This window comes from Duganella sp. CF402 (assembly GCF_900109645.1).
Classification (GTDB): domain Bacteria; phylum Pseudomonadota; class Gammaproteobacteria; order Burkholderiales; family Burkholderiaceae_D; genus Rugamonas.
Window position 1 is genome coordinate 1,048,970 of the sequence record NZ_FOBG01000001.1, and the last position, 18,370, is coordinate 1,067,339.

The following is an 18,370-nucleotide window of genomic DNA, read 5'->3' on the forward strand; positions in this document are numbered from 1 at the left end:
CCTCACATGCAGTCTAGTTTGACACCTTTTCGCGTCGCCGTCATCGGCGGCGGTCCCGCCGGTTTGATGGCAGCGCAGACGCTGGCGCAGGGCGGGGTGCAGGTGGAGGTCTACGATGCGATGGCGTCGGTCGGCCGCAAGTTCCTGCTGGCCGGGCGCAGCGGCATGAACATCACGCATGACGAGGCATATGCGGATTTCGTCACGCGCTATGGCGCCAGCGCCGAAGCGTTGCGGCCCATGCTGGATGCCTTCGGCCCGCAGGCGGTGCGCGACTGGGTGCACGGCCTGGGTCTCGAAACCTTTGTCGGCACCTCGGGCCGCGTATTCCCGACTGATATGAAGGCTGCGCCGCTGCTGCGCGCGTGGGTGCATCGCTTGCGCGAGAGCGGCGTGCAGTTTCATATGCGTCACCGCTGGCTGGGCTGGCAGGATGACGCCTTGCGTTTCAAGACCGAAGAGGGCGAGCGGCTGGTGCACGCCGACGCAGCCATTCTGGCGCTGGGCGGTGCAAGCTGGGCGCGTCTTGGTTCGGACGGCGCGTGGATGCCGCTGCTGGCGGAACGTGGCGTCGAGGTGGCGCCGCTGGTCCCGGCCAACTGCGGCTTCGATGTGAACTGGAGCGAGTATTTCAGCAGTCGCCATGCGGGCGAGCCGTTGATGACGGTGGCTGTCATCGCGCGCGATGCGCAGGGCAAGGAGATGCGCAAGCAGGGACAGTTTGTGGTGACGCAAGGCGGCATCGAGGGCAGCCTGATTTACGCCTTGTCCGCCGCACTGCGCGACCAGATCGCGGTGGAGGGCAGCACCACCATCTGGCTGGATCTGATGCCGGATTGGAGCGAGCAGCGCGTGGCAGACGAAGTTTCGCGGCCGCGCGGTGCGCGTTCCATGTCCACGCATTTGCAAAGCCGGCTTGGCATCAAGGGCGTGAAGGCAGGCCTGCTGCGCGAGTGTTTGAGCAAGGAGCAGTTTGCCAACGAGGCGCAGCTCGCGCAGGCCATCAAGCGCCTGCCGGTGCGGCTGGAACGCGCGCGGCCTATCGATGAAGCGATCAGCAGCGCCGGCGGCGTGAAGTGGTCGGCGCTGGAGGGAACCATGCTGAAGGCCGCGCCAGGCGTGTTCGTGGCCGGCGAGATGGTCGACTGGGAAGCGCCAACCGGCGGCTATCTGCTGACCGGCTGCTTCGCCGGCGGCGTGGCCGCAGCGCGCGATGCGCTGGCGTGGCGAGGCCGCTGACTCACTCCCAGGTAACTTCGCCCGAGCCAGTGCGGTGGATGTTGCGCAGGTCAGGATTACCCAGGACGCGGATATCACCGCTGCCGCGCAAGGTCAGGTCGGCCGACTGCTTGGCGAAAATGTGGCTGGTGCCCGAGCCTTTCAGGTTCACCGTCACCTTGTCCGACGCCAGATGGCGCGCATTCAAATCGCCGGATCCGGTCAGCTCCGCGTTCAGGGTCTTGCAACTGCCGGAGGCGCTGATCTGGCCTGAGCCCACCAGCTCCAGCTCCACATTCTCGCTGCTGCCGGCGTTGATATTCATATTGCCGCTGCCATGTGCGCCGGCCGTCAGGTCACGATAGCGGCCAACAAAATTCACGTTGCCCGAGCCGTGCAGCTGTAACTCCAGCCGTTCGCCGTTAAAGCCGGACACCTTGGTATCGCCGCTGCTGTGCACCACCAGTTCTTCCAGCGACGGCAGCACCAGCTCTACCTGCAAGCGGTGGCGCGGGTTGAGCAGCATGCCCTTGGTGCCGATGTGCAGGTCGCGCCCATCCTGGATGGTTTCGATATTCGCCAGCGAGCGCTGTTCGCCGCGCACTTTGAGCGAGGCGGTCTGGCCCTGAATCAGCATCAGGTCGATCGGGCCGCTCAGGTCCACCACCGTGGCCATCGCGTCGATCTTGCGCGTCTCAGTGCCGAGCGAGCGGCCAGCCACGCTGGTCGGGCTGCTGCTGCCGTAGGCCTTCAACATGCTGTAGGTGACCCCGATCAGCACAAACGCCAGTACCAGCAGGCCGGCTCCAATTTTCATCAATGCGCGCATCATGTTTTCCTCAACGTCCGCGCAGCAGCGACATATTCATCGCTGCATAACGCTTCAGGCCTATCACGGTGTAGCGGGTCAGTACGATGCTGACCAGGCACAGGCCGATGCCGCCCAATATCAGGCCGAAGCCGATCAGCGACTGCGTGGTGCGTGCGCCGCTGTCAAAATCGGTGGTGATGTGGACATCGCCGGTGGCCACCGCCTCGGCGCGGTTCAGCAGCTTGCCGCTGCGGCTCAGGCCTTCGTCGTCGGTTGATGGCGACCCGGCGTCGTCCTTGTTGACCTGCACGCCCATGCTGTTGATCGAGACGCGCCAGCCCTGCGCCTCTTCCTCGTCTTCCGGCGAGTCGAAATGGGAGTTGGTGAATTCCATCAGGTGGTGCAGCGGACCTTCCAGCGCCAGTTCGTTCTGGCCCGACAGGCCGCTGGCGGTCAGCGCCACGCCGCCGATGTAGAAGCCGAAGGCCGCGATATAGATCGCACCCAGCAGGCTGGCGTAGACCATCGCCGGGATCACCATGAACAGGTTGAAGATCGCCAGGCCGATAAACGACACCATCACGCGCGCCAGGTTGACCGGGGTTTTCTTTTGCTCGAAGGCGCTCAGGTGGGCGTTGGCGCGCAGGGTCATGGCGATCTTGCGCGGCTCGTCGAGCTCCTTGTAGACCTCGGCCTCGCTCTGGCCGGCCACCAGGCCGTCGATGAAGCGCTGCTCGTAGTAAGCCAGGGTCTTGGCCACTGTTTCCGGTGGCAGACCCTGCATGGCCTGCTTGAGCGCGTCGAGGTATTGCTGCTTGGTCATGATATCAAATCCACAATGTTGCGTGCTTTTTGCCGATGGTGCAACTGTACCCAAGCCGCTGTCCAGACGCCACCGGCGTGTGACAGGCTGCAGAAAACGCGGAACAGGCGACAAAAAAGGGCTACTGGGCGGCGCTCCCCGTCAGTAACCGGGCGGCGTTGGCGCCGCTGCGGACTGCCATTTCCAGCGTGGCCGGGTAGTCGCCGGCGGTGTAGTCGCCGGCCAAAAACAGTCCCGGCATGCCGGTGGCGTTGTCTGGACGGCTCAGTCCGGGCGTGCTGGCGTAGGTGGCGCGTTTCTCCGTGATGACCTTGAACCATTCCGGGCGGCCCAGCTCCGGGCGCTGGAAGACGACGGCCAACTGCACGGCGACCGCTTCGGCCAGCAATTCCTGCGGCTGGGCGGCGGCCGGGCCGGAGGCGCTGATGACCACGGCCAGCAGACCGGCCTGCGCCGCATCCAGCTGGCCGCGGTCGAACACGAATTGGCCATACTGATGGCTGTAAGCATCGTCCTGCAGCGCGTAGAACGGCAGGTCCAGCCTGGTGCCGGCATCGTATTGCAGGTAGACGGTGGTGATAGCTTCCGGTGTGAAGGCGGTCAGCTGATGGCACAGGTTGGCCGTGTCGGCATCGGGGAGGTCGTGCAGCAAAGCGGCAGCCTGGGCGGCGCCGGTAGCCAGCACCACGCCGCCGAAATAGGTGCTCCAGGTGCCGCCGACGGCCGCGCCGCTGATATCGAGCTGCCACAGGCGGCCTTCGATCGAACGCAACGCCTGCACCTTGGCGCCGCAGCGCGTCGTGCCGCCATGCGCTTCCACGTAGCGGGCGGCGGCTTCCGGGAATAAGGCGCTCAGGTCGGCGCGCGGCAGCAGCATGTCGGATGCGCTGCGCCTGGCGCCCAGGCTGTCACGCAGCACGTTGAGAAAGATCTGGGCCGAGGCGCGTTCCGGCGGCGTGTTCAGCGCGGCCAGGCACAGCGGGCGCCACATGAGCTGGATCAGGCGCGGCGTCTGGTCGAAACGCTCCAGCAGTTCGCTGACGCTGCAATCGGTATTCAGTTGCCAGCCCATCCAGCGCGCGGTGGTGGAGAAGCGGGCGAGACTGAGTTTGTCTTCGCGCTGCAAGCCCTTGGCGCGCAGCAGGGCAGCGGCCACGTGCAGCGGCGCCGGCAGCGGCAGCGATGGCGCCACGAAATCCATGCCGCCGGTGTCGGGCGGATAGCGCATCTGCAGCGGCAGCTTGAGCACGGCTTGCTTGTGGTCGATGCCGGTCAGCTGCATCAGGCGCAGGGTTTCGCTGTAGGCGCCAAGCAGGATGTGCTGGCCGTTGTCGAGCTGTTTGCGGTCGGTTTCGATGCGGCGTGCGCGGCCGCCGAGAGCGCGGGCCGCTTCCAGTAAAGTGACTTTGTAGCCGGCGCGCGCCAGTTCGACGGCGGCGGCGCAACCGGCCCAGCCGGCGCCGATGACGGCGATCGAGCGCGCCACCACGCCGCTATCCGCCTGGCCGCGCTTGTCGGCGGCGGTGCCGGCGATTTGCTGGTCAGCCACGGATATAAGTCTTCCAGGCCAGCCAGAGTTTGCGGATCGGCGTCAGCGAAATGCGCTGGTTCAGCACGTGATAGCCGTCGGCCTGCACTTCGGTCAGCACGGTGCGGTAGATGGCAGCCATCATCAGGCCGGGACGCTGGGCGCGGCGGTCTTCCTTTGGTAGCAAGGCAAAGGCGTCGTCGTAGGCTTGCTGGGCGCGAGCGGCCTGGAACGCCATCAGCTGTTCAAACTTCTCGCTGTGCTTGCTGTTGAGGATTTCGGCGGCGGTCACGTTGAACTGTTGCAGCTCGTTGATCGGCAGGTAGATGCGGCCCTTGCGCGCATCTTCGCCGACGTCGCGGATGATGTTGGTCAGCTGGAAGGCAAGGCCCAGTTTTTCCGCGAACTGCAGGGTCTGCGGATTGGTCACGCCGAAGATGCTGGCCGACAGGATGCCTACCGCGCTGGCCACGTGCCAGCAGTATTTGTTGAGCGCGGCGTAGTCGAGGTAGCGGGTCTGGTTGAGGTCCATCTCCATGCCGTCGATGATGGCTTGCAGGTGCTCTTCCTTCAGGTTGTACGGCGCAATGTGCGGCTGCAGCGCCTGCGTGACCGGGTGGGTCTGCTGGCCGGCGTACATACTGCTGATTTCCTTGCGCCACCATGCCAGCTTGATGCGGGCGATCGATTCGTCGGTGCATTCGTCGACGGTGTCGTCCACTTCGCGGCAGAACGCATACAGGGCGGTAATGGCGCGGCGACGCTCCGGCGGCAGGAACAGGAAGCTGTAGTAAAAACTGGAGCCGCTTTGTGCGGTCTTTTGCTGGCAGTAGTCGTCGGGGGACATGAATAAAAAAGCAAGGACTGTTCGAAGCCGCTATTCTATAGGAATGAGTTGATTAAATGGCGGAGGTCTATGTGATTTGTATTCGGGAAATCGATCATATTGTGCTGCGGGTGGTGGATCTGGACGCCATGCTGGGGTTTTATTGCGGCGCGCTGGGCTGCCCGGTGGAGAAGCGGCAGGATGAGATCGGGCTGGTGCAGCTGCGCGCCGGCAGTTCGCTGATCGACCTGGTGCCGCTGGACGGCAATCTGGGGCGCATGGGCGGCGCCGCGCCGGGCAGGGAGGGGCGCAATATGGATCACTTCTGCCTCAGGGTGGAGCCGTTCGATGCCGCCGCCATCAGCGACCACCTGGCCGCGCATGGCGTGGAAGCGGGTGCGGTCGAGTCGCGCTACGGCGCCGAGGGCGAGGGGCCGTCGATCTATGTGACCGACCCGGAAGGCAACGTGGTGGAGCTGAAAGGACCGCCTTCTGCAACTTAGGATGATTTAGGGATACAATATGTTACCTTTTCGGGAGAATCTATTCGTATGAAATCGCAGATCGTTGCATCCTTGCTCATCATTCCAGTGCTTGCTGGATGCGAGGGCTCGTCTGCGGAAGATACGGCTCCCATGAAAACGGCCACCTACTACACCCAGCATCTGGCGGAAGCGCATGAGGTCGCCGGCCGTTGCAAGCTGCTCGACGAGCAGAAGCAGCGCACGCTGAGCGCAGGCGATTATCAGGAATGGCAGATTTCGAATGAGGGCGTGAATTGCCAGACGGCGTTGTCGGTATCGGAAGCGGCCTCGCTGCGTGAATTCGTGCTGAAGCAGTCCAAACCGCAAGCACCGGCTGCTGCGCCGAAGGCCGTGCCACCGTCATCCTCCGCGCCGACGCCACAAGAGCGCGAACAGAAAGTCATTTCCGCTCAGACTCTCGCTCCTGTCTGATTGGTCTGAATCCGGCAGATGGATCAAGCCGTTCGGAGTGTGGCTGCCAGGCGCTTTTTCATGCGCACGGCGGCCCAGAAGATGGCGATCCAGTCGCGCCTGACCAGCTTGGGGCGATGCAAGAAGACGTCATACTCCACCGCTTCGATCGCATCCAGAATGCGTAGGCCGCCTTGCACCACCAAGCGAAGTTCAAAGCCGATCCGCCCCGGCAGGCGCAAAGCCAGCGGCGCACCGCTCAGCAGCAGCTTGCGCGCGCGGTCCACTTCAAACCGCATCAACGAACGCCAGCGCGGACGCGCGCTCGCATGGTCCAGCGCCGCCGGCGAAATCGCGTAGCGGTTCAGGTCTTCCAGCGGAATGTAGATGCGTTCCTTGTGCAAATCGATCGCCACATCCTGCAGGAAGTTAATCAGCTGCAGCGCCGTGCAGATGGCGTCCGAATCGCGCACATTGTCTTCATCCGCCGCGCCGTACAGGTGCAGCATCATGTAGCCGACTGGATTGGCCGAGCGCGCGCAGTAGTCGAGCAAATCGTCGTAGGTCTGGTAGCGCGACACCAGCACATCCTGCTTGAAGGCCGACAGCAAATCGTACAGCGGCTTGACCGGCATCTCATATTCCCGCACCACCTGCACCAGCCGTTCAAACATCGGCTGGTGATCGGTCGCGCCTTGCTCGATGCGGGCCAGTGCCGTCTCGTAGCCATTCAGCGCCGCCAGGCGTTCTTCCGGCGCCGCGTCGCCCTCATCGGCGAGGTCGTCGGCGCTGCGGGCGAAGGCGTAGATGGCTTCCACCGCCGGGCGCAAGCGCTTGGGCAGCAAAATCGAGGCAACAGGGAAGTTTTCGTAGTGATCGACCGGCATAAACGGGAAAAACGGCGGGTGCCGGTGTGAGATTGGTTTCCAGCGCGTAATGGTAGTGCTATCTTGAAATGAGAGCAAGTATTCATGCTTAAAATTAATGACGCAGAAGTCATTTGCAAAGGGCATTGTTCAGCTTATAATTAATAAATAACCTGTCAGTCATTAAAGGAATCCGACGTGTCTACTCTCAAGAATGTGCTGGTTGCCGCTTCGGCACTGGCGTTGCTGGGCGCTTGCTCGAAGCAGGCCGAGAAAACCGAAGATATCCGCCCGGTGCGCGCCATCTCGCTGGTCAGCAGCGACGTGGATGTGAATGCCGAGTTTTCCGGCGAAGTGAAGGCGCGGGTAGAGTCGCGCCTCGGCTTCCGCGTGGGCGGCAAGATCGTCAGCCGCAAGGTGGATGCGGGCTCGCTGGTCAAGAAGGGCCAGGTGCTGATGCAGCTTGATCCACAGGATCTGCAGCTGTCGCAGGCGCAGGCGCTGGCCAATCTGCGTGCCGCCGAGACCAACCGCGACCTGGCCAAGGCCGAGCTGCAGCGCTATCAGGAACTGCGCAGCAAGAGCTTCGTCAGCCAGGCCGTGCTGGACGCCAAGGAATCCACTTACAAAGCCGCGCAAGCCAATGTGGATGCGGCCCAGGCCGGGTATCGCGGCCAGTCCAACCAGGCCGGCTATGCCTCGCTGCTGGCGGACGTCGATGGCGTGGTGACCGCAGTCAACGCTGAGATCGGCCAGGTGGTGGCGGCCGGTACGCCGGTGGTGAACGTGGCCAAGTCGGGCGAGAAGGAAATCGTGATCGGCATCCCGGAAGACAAGGTCGACAGCCTGCGCCGCGTGCCGGACGTGCAGGTGCGCCTGTGGGCCGATCCGAAGAACCACGTACTCGGCAAGATCCGCGAAATTTCGCCGGTGGCCGATCCGTCCACCCGTACCTACACCGTCAAAGTCTCGATTCCGGACTCGCTGGCCGAGGCCAAGCTGGGCATGACCGCCGTGGTGCAGTTCGCCTCCAAGACGCCGACGCCGCAAATCAAGGTGCCGCTGACCGCGCTGTTCTATGAGAAGAAAGCCACTTCGGTGTGGATCGTGGAGCAGGGCGCCGTCAAGCTGGTGCCGGTGACTATCGGCGGCGTGGCTGGCAACGATATCGTGCTGGCGGCCGGCGTTAAGGCCGGTCAGACCGTGGTAACGGCTGGCGTCAACCTGCTCAAGCCGGGCCAGAGGGTCAAGATCCTCGGCAATGACGGGGTCGCCAAATGAAGGAAGGATTCAACCTCTCACGCTGGGCGCTGGAGCACATCCCGCTGACCCGTTACCTGATCGCGGTGCTGCTGATAGGCGGCGCGCTCAGCTATTCCAATCTCGGGCAGGACGAAGATCCGCCGTTCACCTTCCGTGCGATGGTGGTGCGCGCCAACTGGCCGGGCGCGACCTCGCTGCAGATGGCCGAGCAGGTCACCGACAAGCTGGAGAAAAAGCTGCAGGAAACGCCGGATATCGACGAGATTTCCAGCTATTCCAAGCCGGGCGAAACCACCATCATCCTCAAGCTGCGCGAATCAGCGCCGCCCAAGGAAGTGGCGCAGTCGTGGTATCAGGTGCGCAAGAAGATCGGTGATATCCGTGGCACGCTGCCTTCCGGCGTGCAGGGGCCGTTCTTCAATGACGAGTTCGGCGATACCTATGGCTCCATCTTCGCGCTGTCCGGCGACGGCTTTACCTATGCCGAGATGAAGGACTATGCCGACTTCGTGCGCCAGCAGCTGCTGGGCGTGCCGCTGGTGTCCAAGGTCGAGCTGTTCGGGGTGCAGGACGAGAAGATCAACATCGAGTTCTCGCACAAGAAGTTTGCCCAGTTGGGCATTCCGTTTGAGGCCATCGTCAACCAGATCGCCACGCAAAACTCGGTGGAGGCCACTGGTGTGCTGGTGACGCCGACCGACAACCTGCAAGTTCGCGTGACCGGGGCGCTGAAGACCGTCAAGGATCTGGAAGAACTGGAACTGCGCGCCAACGGCACCACCTTCCGCCTCGGCGACTTCGCCACCATCAAACGCCAGTATCAGGACCCGCCGGGCAACAAGATGCGCTTTAATGGCAAAGAGGTCATCGGCCTCGGTGTGTCGATGGAGAAGGGCGGCAACATCATCCAGCTCGGCAAGCACATGGAGAAAACCGTGCGCGAGATGAAGGCCAAGCTGCCGGTCGGTATTGAGCTGGAGCGCGTGTCCGACCAGCCTGAGGCGGTGAAAGCCTCGGTGGGCGAGTTCGTGCACACGCTGATCGAAGCGGTGCTGATCGTGCTGGCGGTGAGTTTCGTCGCGCTGGGCCTGCACAGCAAGCCCAAGCTGCGTCTGGACGTGCGCCCCGGCCTGGTGGTGGCGCTGAGCATTCCGCTGGTGCTGTCGGTGACGTTCCTGTTCATGCGCATGCTGGACATCGACCTGCACAAGATCTCGCTGGGTGCGCTGATCATTGCGCTGGGCCTGCTGGTCGACGACGCCATCATCGCCGTTGAAATGATGGTGCGCAAAATGGAAGAGGGCATGTCGCGCTTCGACGCCGCCACCTTCGCCTATAAGTCGACTGCCATTCCGATGCTGACCGGCACGCTGATCACCGTGGCGGGCTTCCTGCCGATCGGTTTGGCCAAGTCGGCGGCGGGCGAGTACACATTCTCGCTGTTCTCGGTGAACGCACTGGCGCTGGTGATTTCGTGGGTGGTGGCGGTGACCTTCACGCCTTACCTCGGCTACGTCCTGCTGAAAGTGAAACCGCATGCCGATGGCGGCGGCGAACATGAATTGTTCGACACGCCGGGCTTCCGCAAGTTCCGCGCACTGGTCAACTGGTGTGTCGAATTCCGCTGGATCACCATCGGCGCCACGCTGGCGGTGTTCGCGCTGGGCGTGTACGGCTTCAAGTTCATCGAGAAGCAGTTCTTCCCGGATTCCAGCCGCCCCGAGCTGATGGTTGAGATGTGGACGCCGGAAGGCACGACCTTTGCCGCCAACGAGGCGCAGGTGAAAAAATTTGAAGCTTTCATCCGCCAGCAGGAAGGCGTGGTCAGCGTGACCAGCTATGTGGGCACCGGCTCGCCGCGCTTCTATCTGCCGCTGGACCAGATCTTCCCGCAGACGAACGTGTCGCAAATCGTGGTGCTGCCGAGGGATCTGCACGCCCGTGCGGCCTTGCGCGACAAGATTGTGGGCGTGTTCAAGCACGACTTCCCGGAAGTGCGCGGCCGCGTCAAGCTGCTGCCGAACGGGCCGCCGGTGCCGTACCCGGTGCAGTTCCGCGTCACCGGCGGGGAAGTAGACAAGGTGCGCGCGATCGCCGACCAGGTGAAAGACATCATGCGCGCCAACCCGAACACCATCGGCGTCAATGACAACTGGAATGAGTCGATCAAGGTGCTGCGTCTCGACCTCGATCAGGACAAGATGCGCGCGCTGGGCGTGACCTCGCAGACCGTGATGCGCGCAGCGAACACGATTTTGTCGGGCACCGCCATTGGCCAGTTCCGCGAAGGCATCAAGCTGATCGATATCCAGATCCGCCAGCCGATTGAGGAGCGCAACACCATCGCCGTGCTGAACGACACCAACATCCCGACCGCCAGCGGCAAATCGGTGCCGATCAGCCAACTGGCCCGCGCGCACTTCGTGTGGGAGCCGGGCGTAGTGTGGCGGGAAGGGCGCGACTGGGCGATCACCGTGCAGTCGGACGTGGCCGACAATATCCAGGGCCCGACCGTGTCCGGCCAGATCGAGCCACAACTGAAGGCGCTGCGCGACGCGCTGCCGGCTGGCTATGCCATTACGGTGAAGGGCGCAGCTTCGGACAGCGGTGCGGCGGAAGCGTCGATTGCGGCCAACCTGCCGCTGGCGATCTTCCTGATCTTCACGCTGCTGATGCTGCAGCTGCACAGCTTCTCGCGCTCGCTGCTGGTGTTCCTGACCGGCCCGCTGGGCGTGGCTGGTGCGGCGATGGCGCTGCTGGTGCTGGGTCGTCCGCTGGGCTTCGTGGCCAACCTGGGCATCATCGCGCTGTTCGGCATGATCATTCGTAACTCGGTGATCCTGGTCGACCAGATCGAGCAGGACATCAAGGCCGGCCACGATGCCTGGACCGCCATTGTCGAATCGGCGGTGCGGCGCTGCCGTCCGATCATCCTGACGGCCGCTGCTGCCGCGCTGGCAATGATCCCATTGTCTCGCTCCGTGTTCTGGGGACCGATGGCAGTGGCCATCATGGGGGGTTTAATTCTCGCCACGGCGCTGACTTTGCTGTTCCTGCCAGCGCTTTACGCAGCCTGGTTTAGAGTGAAAAAGCCTCTTAAATAGGCAAAAAACGGCAAAAAACAGCGGAATGTTGGCTACATGGTAAAAATCGTCACCATTCCGCTAAAAACCCGTTAGAATATCGCGTTGAAGTTGAAAGCTCCTGCTATAAAAGCAGGAAGAGGGCGACCGTTTTCACTTATGGGTCGCCCTTTGCTTTTGTGCAAACATGCCGCGAGGATGGCGAAATTGGTAGACGCACCAGGTTTAGGTCCTGACGCCAGCAATGGTGTGGGGGTTCGAGTCCCCCTCCTCGCACCAACTGTATTTCTTATTTTTTGGACGATTTTTTAACATGGCAACTGCAGTCGAAACCTTGGGCAAACTCGAACGTCGTATCACGATCTCCTTCCCGCTGACCGAAGTCCGCGCTGAAGTTGAGAAGCGCCTGAAAGTGCAAGCCAAAACGGCTAAGGCACCAGGCTTCCGTCCGGGCAAAGTTCCTCTGAAAATGGTCGCAGCACAATACGGTTATCAAATCGAAACCGAAGTGCTGAATGATAAAGTTGGCCGCGCTTTCAACGACGCCGCAAACGAAGCCCAACTGCGCGTTGCTGGCTACCCGAACATCGAACCGAAGCAAGAGTCGCCAGCTGGCGTCCTGACCTTCGACGCGACCTTCGAAGTCTACCCGGAAGTACAGATCGGCGATCTGACCACCGTGGAAATCGAAACCGTCAAAGCCGAAGTCAGCGACGCTGAAATCGACAAGACCATCGAAATCCTGCGCAAACAGCGCGTGCACTTCCACACCAAAGGCGAAGCCGGTGAACACGGCGACGGCGGCGAAGCCATCGCTGCCAACGGCGACCGCGTGACCGTGGACTTCGTCGGCTCGATCGACGGCGTGGAATTCCCAGGCGGTAAAGCCGAAGGCTACCCGTTCGTGCTGGGCGAAGGCCGCATGCTGCCAGAATTCGAAGCCGCTACCGTCGGCCTGAAAGTGGGCGAGTCGAAGACCTTCCCGCTGTCGTTCCCAGAGGACTACCACGGTAAAGACGTGGCCGGCAAAACCGCCTCGTTCACCATCACCCTGCAAAAGCTGGAGTGGGCCCACCTGCCGGAAGTTGACGCAGAATTCGCCAAATCGCTGGGCGTGGCCGATGGCGACGTCGCTAAAATGCGCGAAGACATCAAAGTCAACCTGGAGCGTGAAGTCGCCGGCCGCGTGAAAGCACGCAACAAAGAAGCCGTGATGGAAACCCTGGTGAAAACCGCCACCCTGGAAGTGCCAAAATCGCTGATCGCTCAGGACACCGAGCGCCTGGCTGAAATGACCCGCCAGGACATGGCCCAGCGCGGCATGAACGTCAAGGACGTGCCATTCCCACCAGAACTGTTCGCGGAAAAAGCCGAGCGTCGCGTACGCCTGGGCCTGATCCTGTCGCAACTGGTTGGCGAAAACAACCTGCAAGCCCAGCCAGAGCAAGTCAAAGCACAAATCGAAGACTTCGCACAAAGCTACGAAGATCCACGCGAAGTGCTGAAGTACTACTACAGCGACCGTCGTCGTCTGGCTGAAGTCGAAGCCCTTGTATTGGAAGAAAACGTCGTCAACTACGTCCTGGGCCTGTCGAAGACTTCGTCCAAGGTTATCGCCTTTGACGAGCTGATGGGAAGCAACGCACAAGCGTAATTCAGTTAGGTTAGAATCAAGACGGCGCCATCGCCGTCATCCCGGCGAAGGCCGGGATCCAAGTTGGGTACGCTCAAATTGGGTCCCGGCCTTCGCCGGGACGACGATGGTGGTCCGTTTCTTAACCGCTGCTTCACAAGGAAATAGAATGACTGGTATGAACCGAAATCCGGCGTTGGACACCGAAATGCTCGGCCTGGTGCCGATGGTGGTGGAACAAAGCGGTCGCGGCGAGCGCTCTTACGATATCTACTCGCGTCTGCTCAAGGAACGTATTATCTTCATGGTCGGTCCGGTCAACGACCAAATGGCCAATCTGGTGGTCGCCCAGCTGCTGTTCCTGGAAAGCGAAAACCCAGACAAGGACATCTCGCTGTACATCAACTCCCCTGGCGGCTCGGTCTCGGCCGGGCTGGCGATCTACGATACCATGCAGTTCATCAAGCCTGACGTATCGACCCTGTGCACCGGCATCGCCGCCTCGATGGGCGCGTTCCTGCTGGCCGCAGGCGCCAAGGGCAAGCGCTTCTCGCTGCCGAACTCGCGCATCATGATTCACCAGCCTTCGGGCGGCTCGCAAGGCATGGCGTCGGATATCGAAATCCAGGCCAAGGAAATCCTGTACCTGCGCCATCGCCTGAACTCGATCATGGCGGAACGCAGCGGCCAAACCGTGGAACAGATCGCCAAAGACACCGATCGTGACCGTTTCATGTCGGCCGAAGAAGCGGTAGAGTACGGTTTGATCGACAAAATGTTGACCAACCGGGCTTGATGCAAGCTTTGCAGCATAGCTAGAAAAAACGCTCGGGCGATTAATCGTTCGGGCGTTTCGTTTTTATTTCGGGTAGCATGTGAAGGCAGGCGAAGTTTCCGCGTCGCACTGCACTGATTACTTGCTTCCTGTAACCAAAGAAAACTGCCCATGTCAGACAAAAAATCCTCCAGCGGCGAAAAACTTCTGTACTGCTCGTTCTGCGGCAAAAGCCAGCACGAGGTGAAGAAACTCATCGCCGGCCCATCGGTCTTCATCTGCGATGAGTGCATTGACCTGTGCAACGACATCATTCGCGATGAAACCTCGGCCATCGAGTCGGTGACGGGCGCCAAGTCGGACCTGCCGACTCCTCATGAAATCAAGGACTTGCTGGACCAGTACGTGATCGGCCAGCAGACTGCCAAGCGCATCCTGTCGGTGGCGGTGTACAACCACTACAAGCGCCTCAAGCACCTGGGCAAGAAAGACGACGTCGAACTGGCCAAGTCCAACATCCTGCTGGTCGGTCCTACCGGTTCGGGCAAGACCCTGCTGGCCCAGACCCTGGCGCGCATGCTGAACGTACCGTTCGTGATCGCCGACGCCACCACGCTGACCGAAGCCGGCTACGTGGGCGAGGACGTTGAGAATATCATCCAAAAACTGTTGCAAAGTTGCAACTACGATGTCGACAAGGCCCAGCGCGGCATCGTCTACATCGACGAGATCGACAAGATCTCGCGCAAGTCGGACAACCCATCGATTACCCGCGACGTGTCGGGCGAGGGCGTGCAGCAGGCGCTGCTGAAACTGATCGAGGGCACGATGGCGTCGGTGCCGCCACAAGGCGGCCGCAAGCATCCTAACCAGGACTTCGTGCAGATCGACACCACCAACATCATGTTCATTTGCGGCGGCGCGTTCGACGGCCTGGCCAAGGTGATCGAGAACCGTTCGGAGAAATCCGGCATCGGTTTCGGCGCTTCGGTGAAGAGCAAGTCCGAGCGCAACGTCAGTGAAGTGCTGATGGAAGCGGAGCCGGAAGATCTGATCAAGTTCGGCCTGATCCCTGAACTGGTGGGCCGTCTGCCGGTGGTGGCCACCCTGGCCGAGTTGACCGAAGAAGCGCTGATCCAGATCCTGGTCGAGCCGAAGAATGCGCTGATCAAGCAGTATTCCAAGCTGCTGGAAATGGAAGGCGCGGAACTGGAAATCCGTCCGGCCGCACTGCACGCGATCGCCAAGAAGGCGCTGGCGCGCAAGACCGGCGCCCGTGGCCTGCGTTCGATCCTGGAACATGCGCTGCTCGATACCATGTATGAGCTGCCAAATGAAACCAACGTCACCAAAGTGGTTATTGATGAGAATACCATCACCAGTGGCGCTAAACCTTTGTTGATTTATCAGGAGCAGGCCAAAGCCTCCGGTGAGAATTAAATAACTTGTGCACACTTGCCCCGCTCAGCAGCAAAATTCATTTCGCATCCGTGGGGCAAGGCGGTACAATAAAAATCAATAAAAGAATTCAGGCTTCATTCGGAAAGCCACTCGTGACGCCCCCGTCGCGCGTGGCTTTTTTATTTGATGAATCTTTTAGAGTAGGACGCGGGCTTTCTTCGAAAAACATTCTTTTTATAAGGGAATTATTTCTTGTAGTTCGGTCTTGTGATTTGGCAAAACAGCGCCCACATCATAATCACGCTTTCACATAAGGTACGCCATGACAACTTCCAAATTAACTGAGCAAACTCAACTGCCGTTATTGCCGCTGCGGGACGTCGTCGTATTTCCGCATATGGTGATACCGCTGTTCGTAGGGCGCCCAAAATCGATCAAGGCGCTGGAAGCCGCTATGGAGCAAGGCAAGAGCATCATGCTTGCCGCCCAAAAAGCCGCTGCCAAGGACGAACCTTCTGCTTCCGATATCTATGAAATTGGTTGCGTGGCCAATATTCTGCAAATGCTGAAACTGCCGGACGGTACCGTGAAGGTGCTGGTCGAAGGCGCTCAGCGCGCGCGCATCAACAAAATCACCGATACGCCGACGCACTTCGTGGCCGATTTGACGCCGCTCGATTCCGAGCTGGGCGACGATTCGGAAATCGAAGCGATGCGCCGTGCGATCGTTCAGCAGTTCGACCAGTACGTCAAGCTGAACAAGAAAATCCCGCCTGAGATCCTGGCTTCGCTGTCGGGCATCGACGATGCCGGCCGTCTGGCCGACACCGTTGCGGCGCACCTGCCGCTCAAGCTTGAGCAGAAGCAGGTCATCCTCGAGATCTTCTCGGTCGCCAAGCGCCTGGAGCACCTGCTGGGCCAGCTCGAAGGCGAGCTGGACATTCTGCAGGTCGAGAAGCGCATCCGTGGCCGCGTCAAGCGCCAGATGGAGAAGTCGCAGCGCGAGTACTACCTGAACGAACAGGTCAAGGCCATCCAGAAAGAACTGGGCGAGGGCGAAGACGGCGCCGACCTGGACGAGCTGGAGAAGAAGGTCGCGCTGGCCAAGATGCCGAAAGAGGCGCTGGACAAGGCGACCGCCGAGCTGAAAAAACTCAAGCTGATGTCGCCGATGTCGGCCGAAGCCACCGTGGTGCGTAACTACATCGACACCCTGGTCAGCCTGCCGTGGAAGAAAAAATCCAAGGTCAACAACGACCTGTCCAACGCCGAGAAGGTGCTGGAAGGCGATCACTACGGCCTGGAAAAAGTCAAAGAACGCATCCTGGAATACCTCGCGGTGCAACAGCGCGTCGACAAGCTGAAAGCGCCGATCCTGTGCTTCGTTGGTCCTCCGGGCGTGGGTAAAACCTCGCTGGGCCAGTCGATCGCTCGCGCCACGAACCGCAAGTTCGTGCGCATGGCGCTCGGCGGCGTGCGTGACGAGGCCGAGATTCGCGGTCACCGCCGTACCTACATCGGCTCGATGCCGGGCAAGGTGCTGCAATCGCTGGCGAAAGTCGGCGTGCGCAACCCGCTGTTCCTGTTGGACGAGATCGACAAGATGGGCGCGGACTTCCGTGGCGATCCATCGTCGGCGTTGCTGGAGGTGCTGGATCCTGAACAGAACCACACCTTCTCGGACCACTACATCGAAGTCGACTTCGACCTGTCGGACGTAATGTTCGTGGCGACCTCGAACTCGTACAACATCCCGCCGGCGCTGCTGGACCGGATGGAAGTGATCCGCCTGTCGGGTTACACCGAGGACGAGAAAACCAGCATCGCCCAGCGCTACCTGCTGCCGAAACAGGTCAAGAACAATGGCCTGAAAGAGGACGAGATCTCGATCAGTGAAGCGACCGTGCGCGACATCGTGCGCTACTACACCCGTGAGGCCGGCGTGCGTTCGCTGGAGCGCGAAGTGTCGAAGATCTGCCGCAAGGTGGTGAAGATGCTGCTGCTGAAGAAGTCGGACAAGAAAGTGACCATCACGCCGAAAAACCTGGACAAGTTCCTGGGCGTGCGCCGCTACGACTTCGGCGTGGCCGAGAAAGAAAACCAGATCGGCCAGGTGGTCGGCCTGGCATGGACCGAAGTGGGCGGCGATCTGTTGACCATCGAAGCCGTGCAAATGCCGGGCAAGGGCGGAGTGATCCGCACCGGCACCTTGGGCGACGTGATGAAAGAGTCGATTGAAGCAGCCCGCACCGTGGTGCGCAGCCGCGCCAATCGCCTCGGCATCAAGAACGAAGTGTTTGAAAAGAGCGACATCCACATCCACGTGCCGGAAGGCGCGACGCCGAAAGACGGTCCGTCCGCCGGCGCTGCGATGACGGTGGCGATGGTGTCGGTGTTCACCGGCATCCCGGTGCGCGCCGATGTGGCGATGACCGGCGAGATTACGCTGCGCGGCGAAGTATTGCCAATCGGCGGCTTGAAGGAAAAACTGCTGGCGGCCCAGCGCGGTGGCATCAAGACCGTGCTGATCCCAGAGCAGAACGTCAAGGATCTGGCCGACATTCCGGACAACGTCAAAAACAAACTGGAAATCGTGCCAGTGCGTTGGATCGACAAAGTGCTGGAAATCGCGCTGGAACGCCAGCCAGAACCGCTGACGGAAACTGCGCCGGTGGAAGCCGTGGCAGCTGCCGCCACCAAACCAGATGGCCAGGGCGACGTGGTAAAACACTAACTGTTTTATCTGTCGAGCCATAAAAACGGGCGCTTTAATAGCGCCCGTTTTTTATTTTTACTTATTTTTCTATTGTGCAGCCTTGACACGATAGTGGGCTGGCTTGTTTAATACGGCCTGAATTTTTTGAGTTCCCTTTATTTTATCGGGAACAGATATAACCTTAGTCACGGGGAATTGCTTTGAATAAGACTGAATTGATCGACCATATCGCCACCACCGCTGATATTTCGAAAGCGGCTGCTGCCCGCGCACTGGACGCTGTGATCGACGGCGTAACCACCAGCCTGCAGAAAAACGACAGCGTGACCCTGGTCGGCTTTGGCACCTTCTCCGTGAGCGAACGCGCTGCCCGCACCGGCCGCAATCCGCGCACCAAAGAAGAGATCACCATTGAAGCAGCTAAAGTTCCTAAATTTAAAGCTGGTAAAGCTTTGAAAGATGCTGTAAACTAACGGACTTCGGTGAGCAGCA

15 protein-coding genes and 1 tRNA gene are annotated in these 18,370 nt (G+C 60.8%); 11 read left to right on the plus strand and 5 right to left on the minus strand.

All coding sequences use genetic code 11. From position 1 onward, the window contains the following. Positions 1-6: 6 nt before the first annotated feature. Positions 7-1,239 carry a TIGR03862 family flavoprotein gene (locus BMZ70_RS04750; protein WP_092270601.1) on the plus strand — a complete coding sequence of 411 codons (1,233 nt, stop codon included), beginning with the start codon at positions 7-9 and terminating at the stop codon, positions 1,237-1,239. Position 1,240: 1 nt separating this feature from the next. On the opposite strand, the gene BMZ70_RS04755 is transcribed toward BMZ70_RS04750, so the two are convergent. The 4 genes from BMZ70_RS04755 to hpnD all read right to left on the minus strand — a co-directional run bounded on the left by BMZ70_RS04755 (position 1,241) and on the right by hpnD (position 5,227). Beyond that, positions 1,241-2,050, minus strand: a complete 810-nt coding sequence (locus BMZ70_RS04755) for a head GIN domain-containing protein (protein ID WP_229205294.1) — start codon at positions 2,048-2,050, stop codon at positions 1,241-1,243. 7 nt (positions 2,051-2,057) lie between these two features. Further along, entirely contained in the window at positions 2,058-2,852 is a 795-nt protein-coding gene (locus BMZ70_RS04760) for a DUF1700 domain-containing protein (protein WP_092270607.1), read from the minus strand. A gap of 121 nt (positions 2,853-2,973) precedes the next feature. Beyond that, positions 2,974-4,401 carry a hydroxysqualene dehydroxylase HpnE gene (gene hpnE / locus BMZ70_RS04765; RefSeq protein WP_373922465.1) on the minus strand — a complete coding sequence of 476 codons (1,428 nt, stop codon included), beginning with the start codon at positions 4,399-4,401 and terminating at the stop codon, positions 2,974-2,976. Continuing rightward, the gene (gene hpnD, locus BMZ70_RS04770; protein ID WP_092270610.1) at positions 4,394-5,227 is read right to left on the minus strand and encodes a presqualene diphosphate synthase HpnD; all 834 of its coding nucleotides are present in this window, start codon (positions 5,225-5,227) and stop codon (positions 4,394-4,396) included. Before hpnD ends, hpnE begins: the two co-directional genes overlap by 8 nt. A gap of 71 nt (positions 5,228-5,298) precedes the next feature. On the opposite strand from hpnD, the gene BMZ70_RS04775 reads away from it, so the two are divergent. Together BMZ70_RS04775 and BMZ70_RS04780 are read left to right on the plus strand one after the other, a co-directional pair. Then, positions 5,299-5,709, plus strand: a complete 411-nt coding sequence (locus BMZ70_RS04775; protein WP_229205295.1) for a VOC family protein — start codon at positions 5,299-5,301, stop codon at positions 5,707-5,709. Positions 5,710-5,841: 132 nt separating this feature from the next. Continuing rightward, positions 5,842-6,162: a hypothetical protein gene (locus tag BMZ70_RS04780; RefSeq protein WP_092270616.1), complete on the plus strand. Its 321-nt coding sequence runs from the start codon at positions 5,842-5,844 to the stop codon at positions 6,160-6,162. Between the two features lie 23 nt (positions 6,163-6,185). Here the strand turns inward: BMZ70_RS04780 and hpnC are convergent, their stop codons facing one another. Further along, entirely contained in the window at positions 6,186-7,028 is an 843-nt protein-coding gene (gene hpnC / locus BMZ70_RS04785) for a squalene synthase HpnC (protein WP_092270619.1), read from the minus strand. Positions 7,029-7,205: 177 nt separating this feature from the next. Between hpnC and BMZ70_RS04790 the strand changes: the two genes are divergently transcribed. The 8 genes from BMZ70_RS04790 (at position 7,206) to BMZ70_RS04825 (ending at position 18,351) form a co-directional block, all read left to right on the plus strand. Next, a complete protein-coding gene (locus BMZ70_RS04790) occupies positions 7,206-8,288 on the plus strand; it encodes an efflux RND transporter periplasmic adaptor subunit (protein WP_229205296.1) in 1,083 nt (360 codons plus the stop codon). Further along, complete coding sequence (locus tag BMZ70_RS04795; RefSeq protein ID WP_092270622.1) at positions 8,285-11,374, plus strand: efflux RND transporter permease subunit; 3,090 nt, start codon at positions 8,285-8,287, stop codon at positions 11,372-11,374. The genes BMZ70_RS04790 and BMZ70_RS04795 overlap by 4 nt, the downstream gene beginning before the upstream one ends. A gap of 171 nt (positions 11,375-11,545) precedes the next feature. Further along, positions 11,546-11,632 (plus strand) — tRNA-Leu (locus tag BMZ70_RS04800). 34 nt (positions 11,633-11,666) lie between these two features. Continuing rightward, positions 11,667-13,007 (plus strand): trigger factor, encoded by a 1,341-nt coding sequence (tig, locus tag BMZ70_RS04805; RefSeq protein ID WP_092270625.1) that lies wholly within the window; start codon positions 11,667-11,669, stop codon positions 13,005-13,007. Positions 13,008-13,164: 157 nt separating this feature from the next. After that, on the plus strand, positions 13,165-13,782 hold the full coding sequence (gene clpP, locus BMZ70_RS04810) for an ATP-dependent Clp endopeptidase proteolytic subunit ClpP (RefSeq protein ID WP_371866049.1): 618 nt from the start codon (positions 13,165-13,167) through the stop codon (positions 13,780-13,782). A gap of 150 nt (positions 13,783-13,932) precedes the next feature. Then, a complete protein-coding gene (gene clpX / locus BMZ70_RS04815) occupies positions 13,933-15,201 on the plus strand; it encodes an ATP-dependent Clp protease ATP-binding subunit ClpX (RefSeq protein WP_092270631.1) in 1,269 nt (422 codons plus the stop codon). Positions 15,202-15,484: 283 nt separating this feature from the next. Continuing rightward, a complete protein-coding gene (gene lon, locus BMZ70_RS04820) occupies positions 15,485-17,896 on the plus strand; it encodes an endopeptidase La (protein ID WP_092270634.1) in 2,412 nt (803 codons plus the stop codon). 182 nt (positions 17,897-18,078) lie between these two features. Next, entirely contained in the window at positions 18,079-18,351 is a 273-nt protein-coding gene (locus tag BMZ70_RS04825; protein WP_092270637.1) for an HU family DNA-binding protein, read from the plus strand. The last annotated feature ends 19 nt before the right edge of the window (positions 18,352-18,370 follow it).

Excerpts from the sequence above, each read along its gene's own strand:
- BMZ70_RS04750 (WP_092270601.1), top strand. The coding sequence starts at position 7 with ATGCAGTCTAGTTTGACACCTTTTCGCGTCGCCGTCATCGGCGGCGGT.
- BMZ70_RS04755 (WP_229205294.1), bottom strand. The coding sequence starts at position 2,050 with ATGATGCGCGCATTGATGAAAATTGGAGCCGGCCTGCTGGTACTGGCG.
- BMZ70_RS04760 (WP_092270607.1), bottom strand. The coding sequence starts at position 2,852 with ATGACCAAGCAGCAATACCTCGACGCGCTCAAGCAGGCCATGCAGGGT.
- hpnD (WP_092270610.1), bottom strand. The coding sequence starts at position 5,227 with ATGTCCCCCGACGACTACTGCCAGCAAAAGACCGCACAAAGCGGCTCC.
- BMZ70_RS04780 (WP_092270616.1), top strand. The coding sequence starts at position 5,842 with ATGAAAACGGCCACCTACTACACCCAGCATCTGGCGGAAGCGCATGAG.
- hpnC (WP_092270619.1), bottom strand. The coding sequence starts at position 7,028 with ATGCCGGTCGATCACTACGAAAACTTCCCTGTTGCCTCGATTTTGCTG.
- BMZ70_RS04795 (WP_092270622.1), top strand. The coding sequence starts at position 8,285 with ATGAAGGAAGGATTCAACCTCTCACGCTGGGCGCTGGAGCACATCCCG.
- tig (WP_092270625.1), top strand. The coding sequence starts at position 11,667 with ATGGCAACTGCAGTCGAAACCTTGGGCAAACTCGAACGTCGTATCACG.
- clpP (WP_371866049.1), top strand. The coding sequence starts at position 13,165 with ATGAACCGAAATCCGGCGTTGGACACCGAAATGCTCGGCCTGGTGCCG.
- clpX (WP_092270631.1), top strand. The coding sequence starts at position 13,933 with ATGTCAGACAAAAAATCCTCCAGCGGCGAAAAACTTCTGTACTGCTCG.
- lon (WP_092270634.1), top strand. The coding sequence starts at position 15,485 with ATGACAACTTCCAAATTAACTGAGCAAACTCAACTGCCGTTATTGCCG.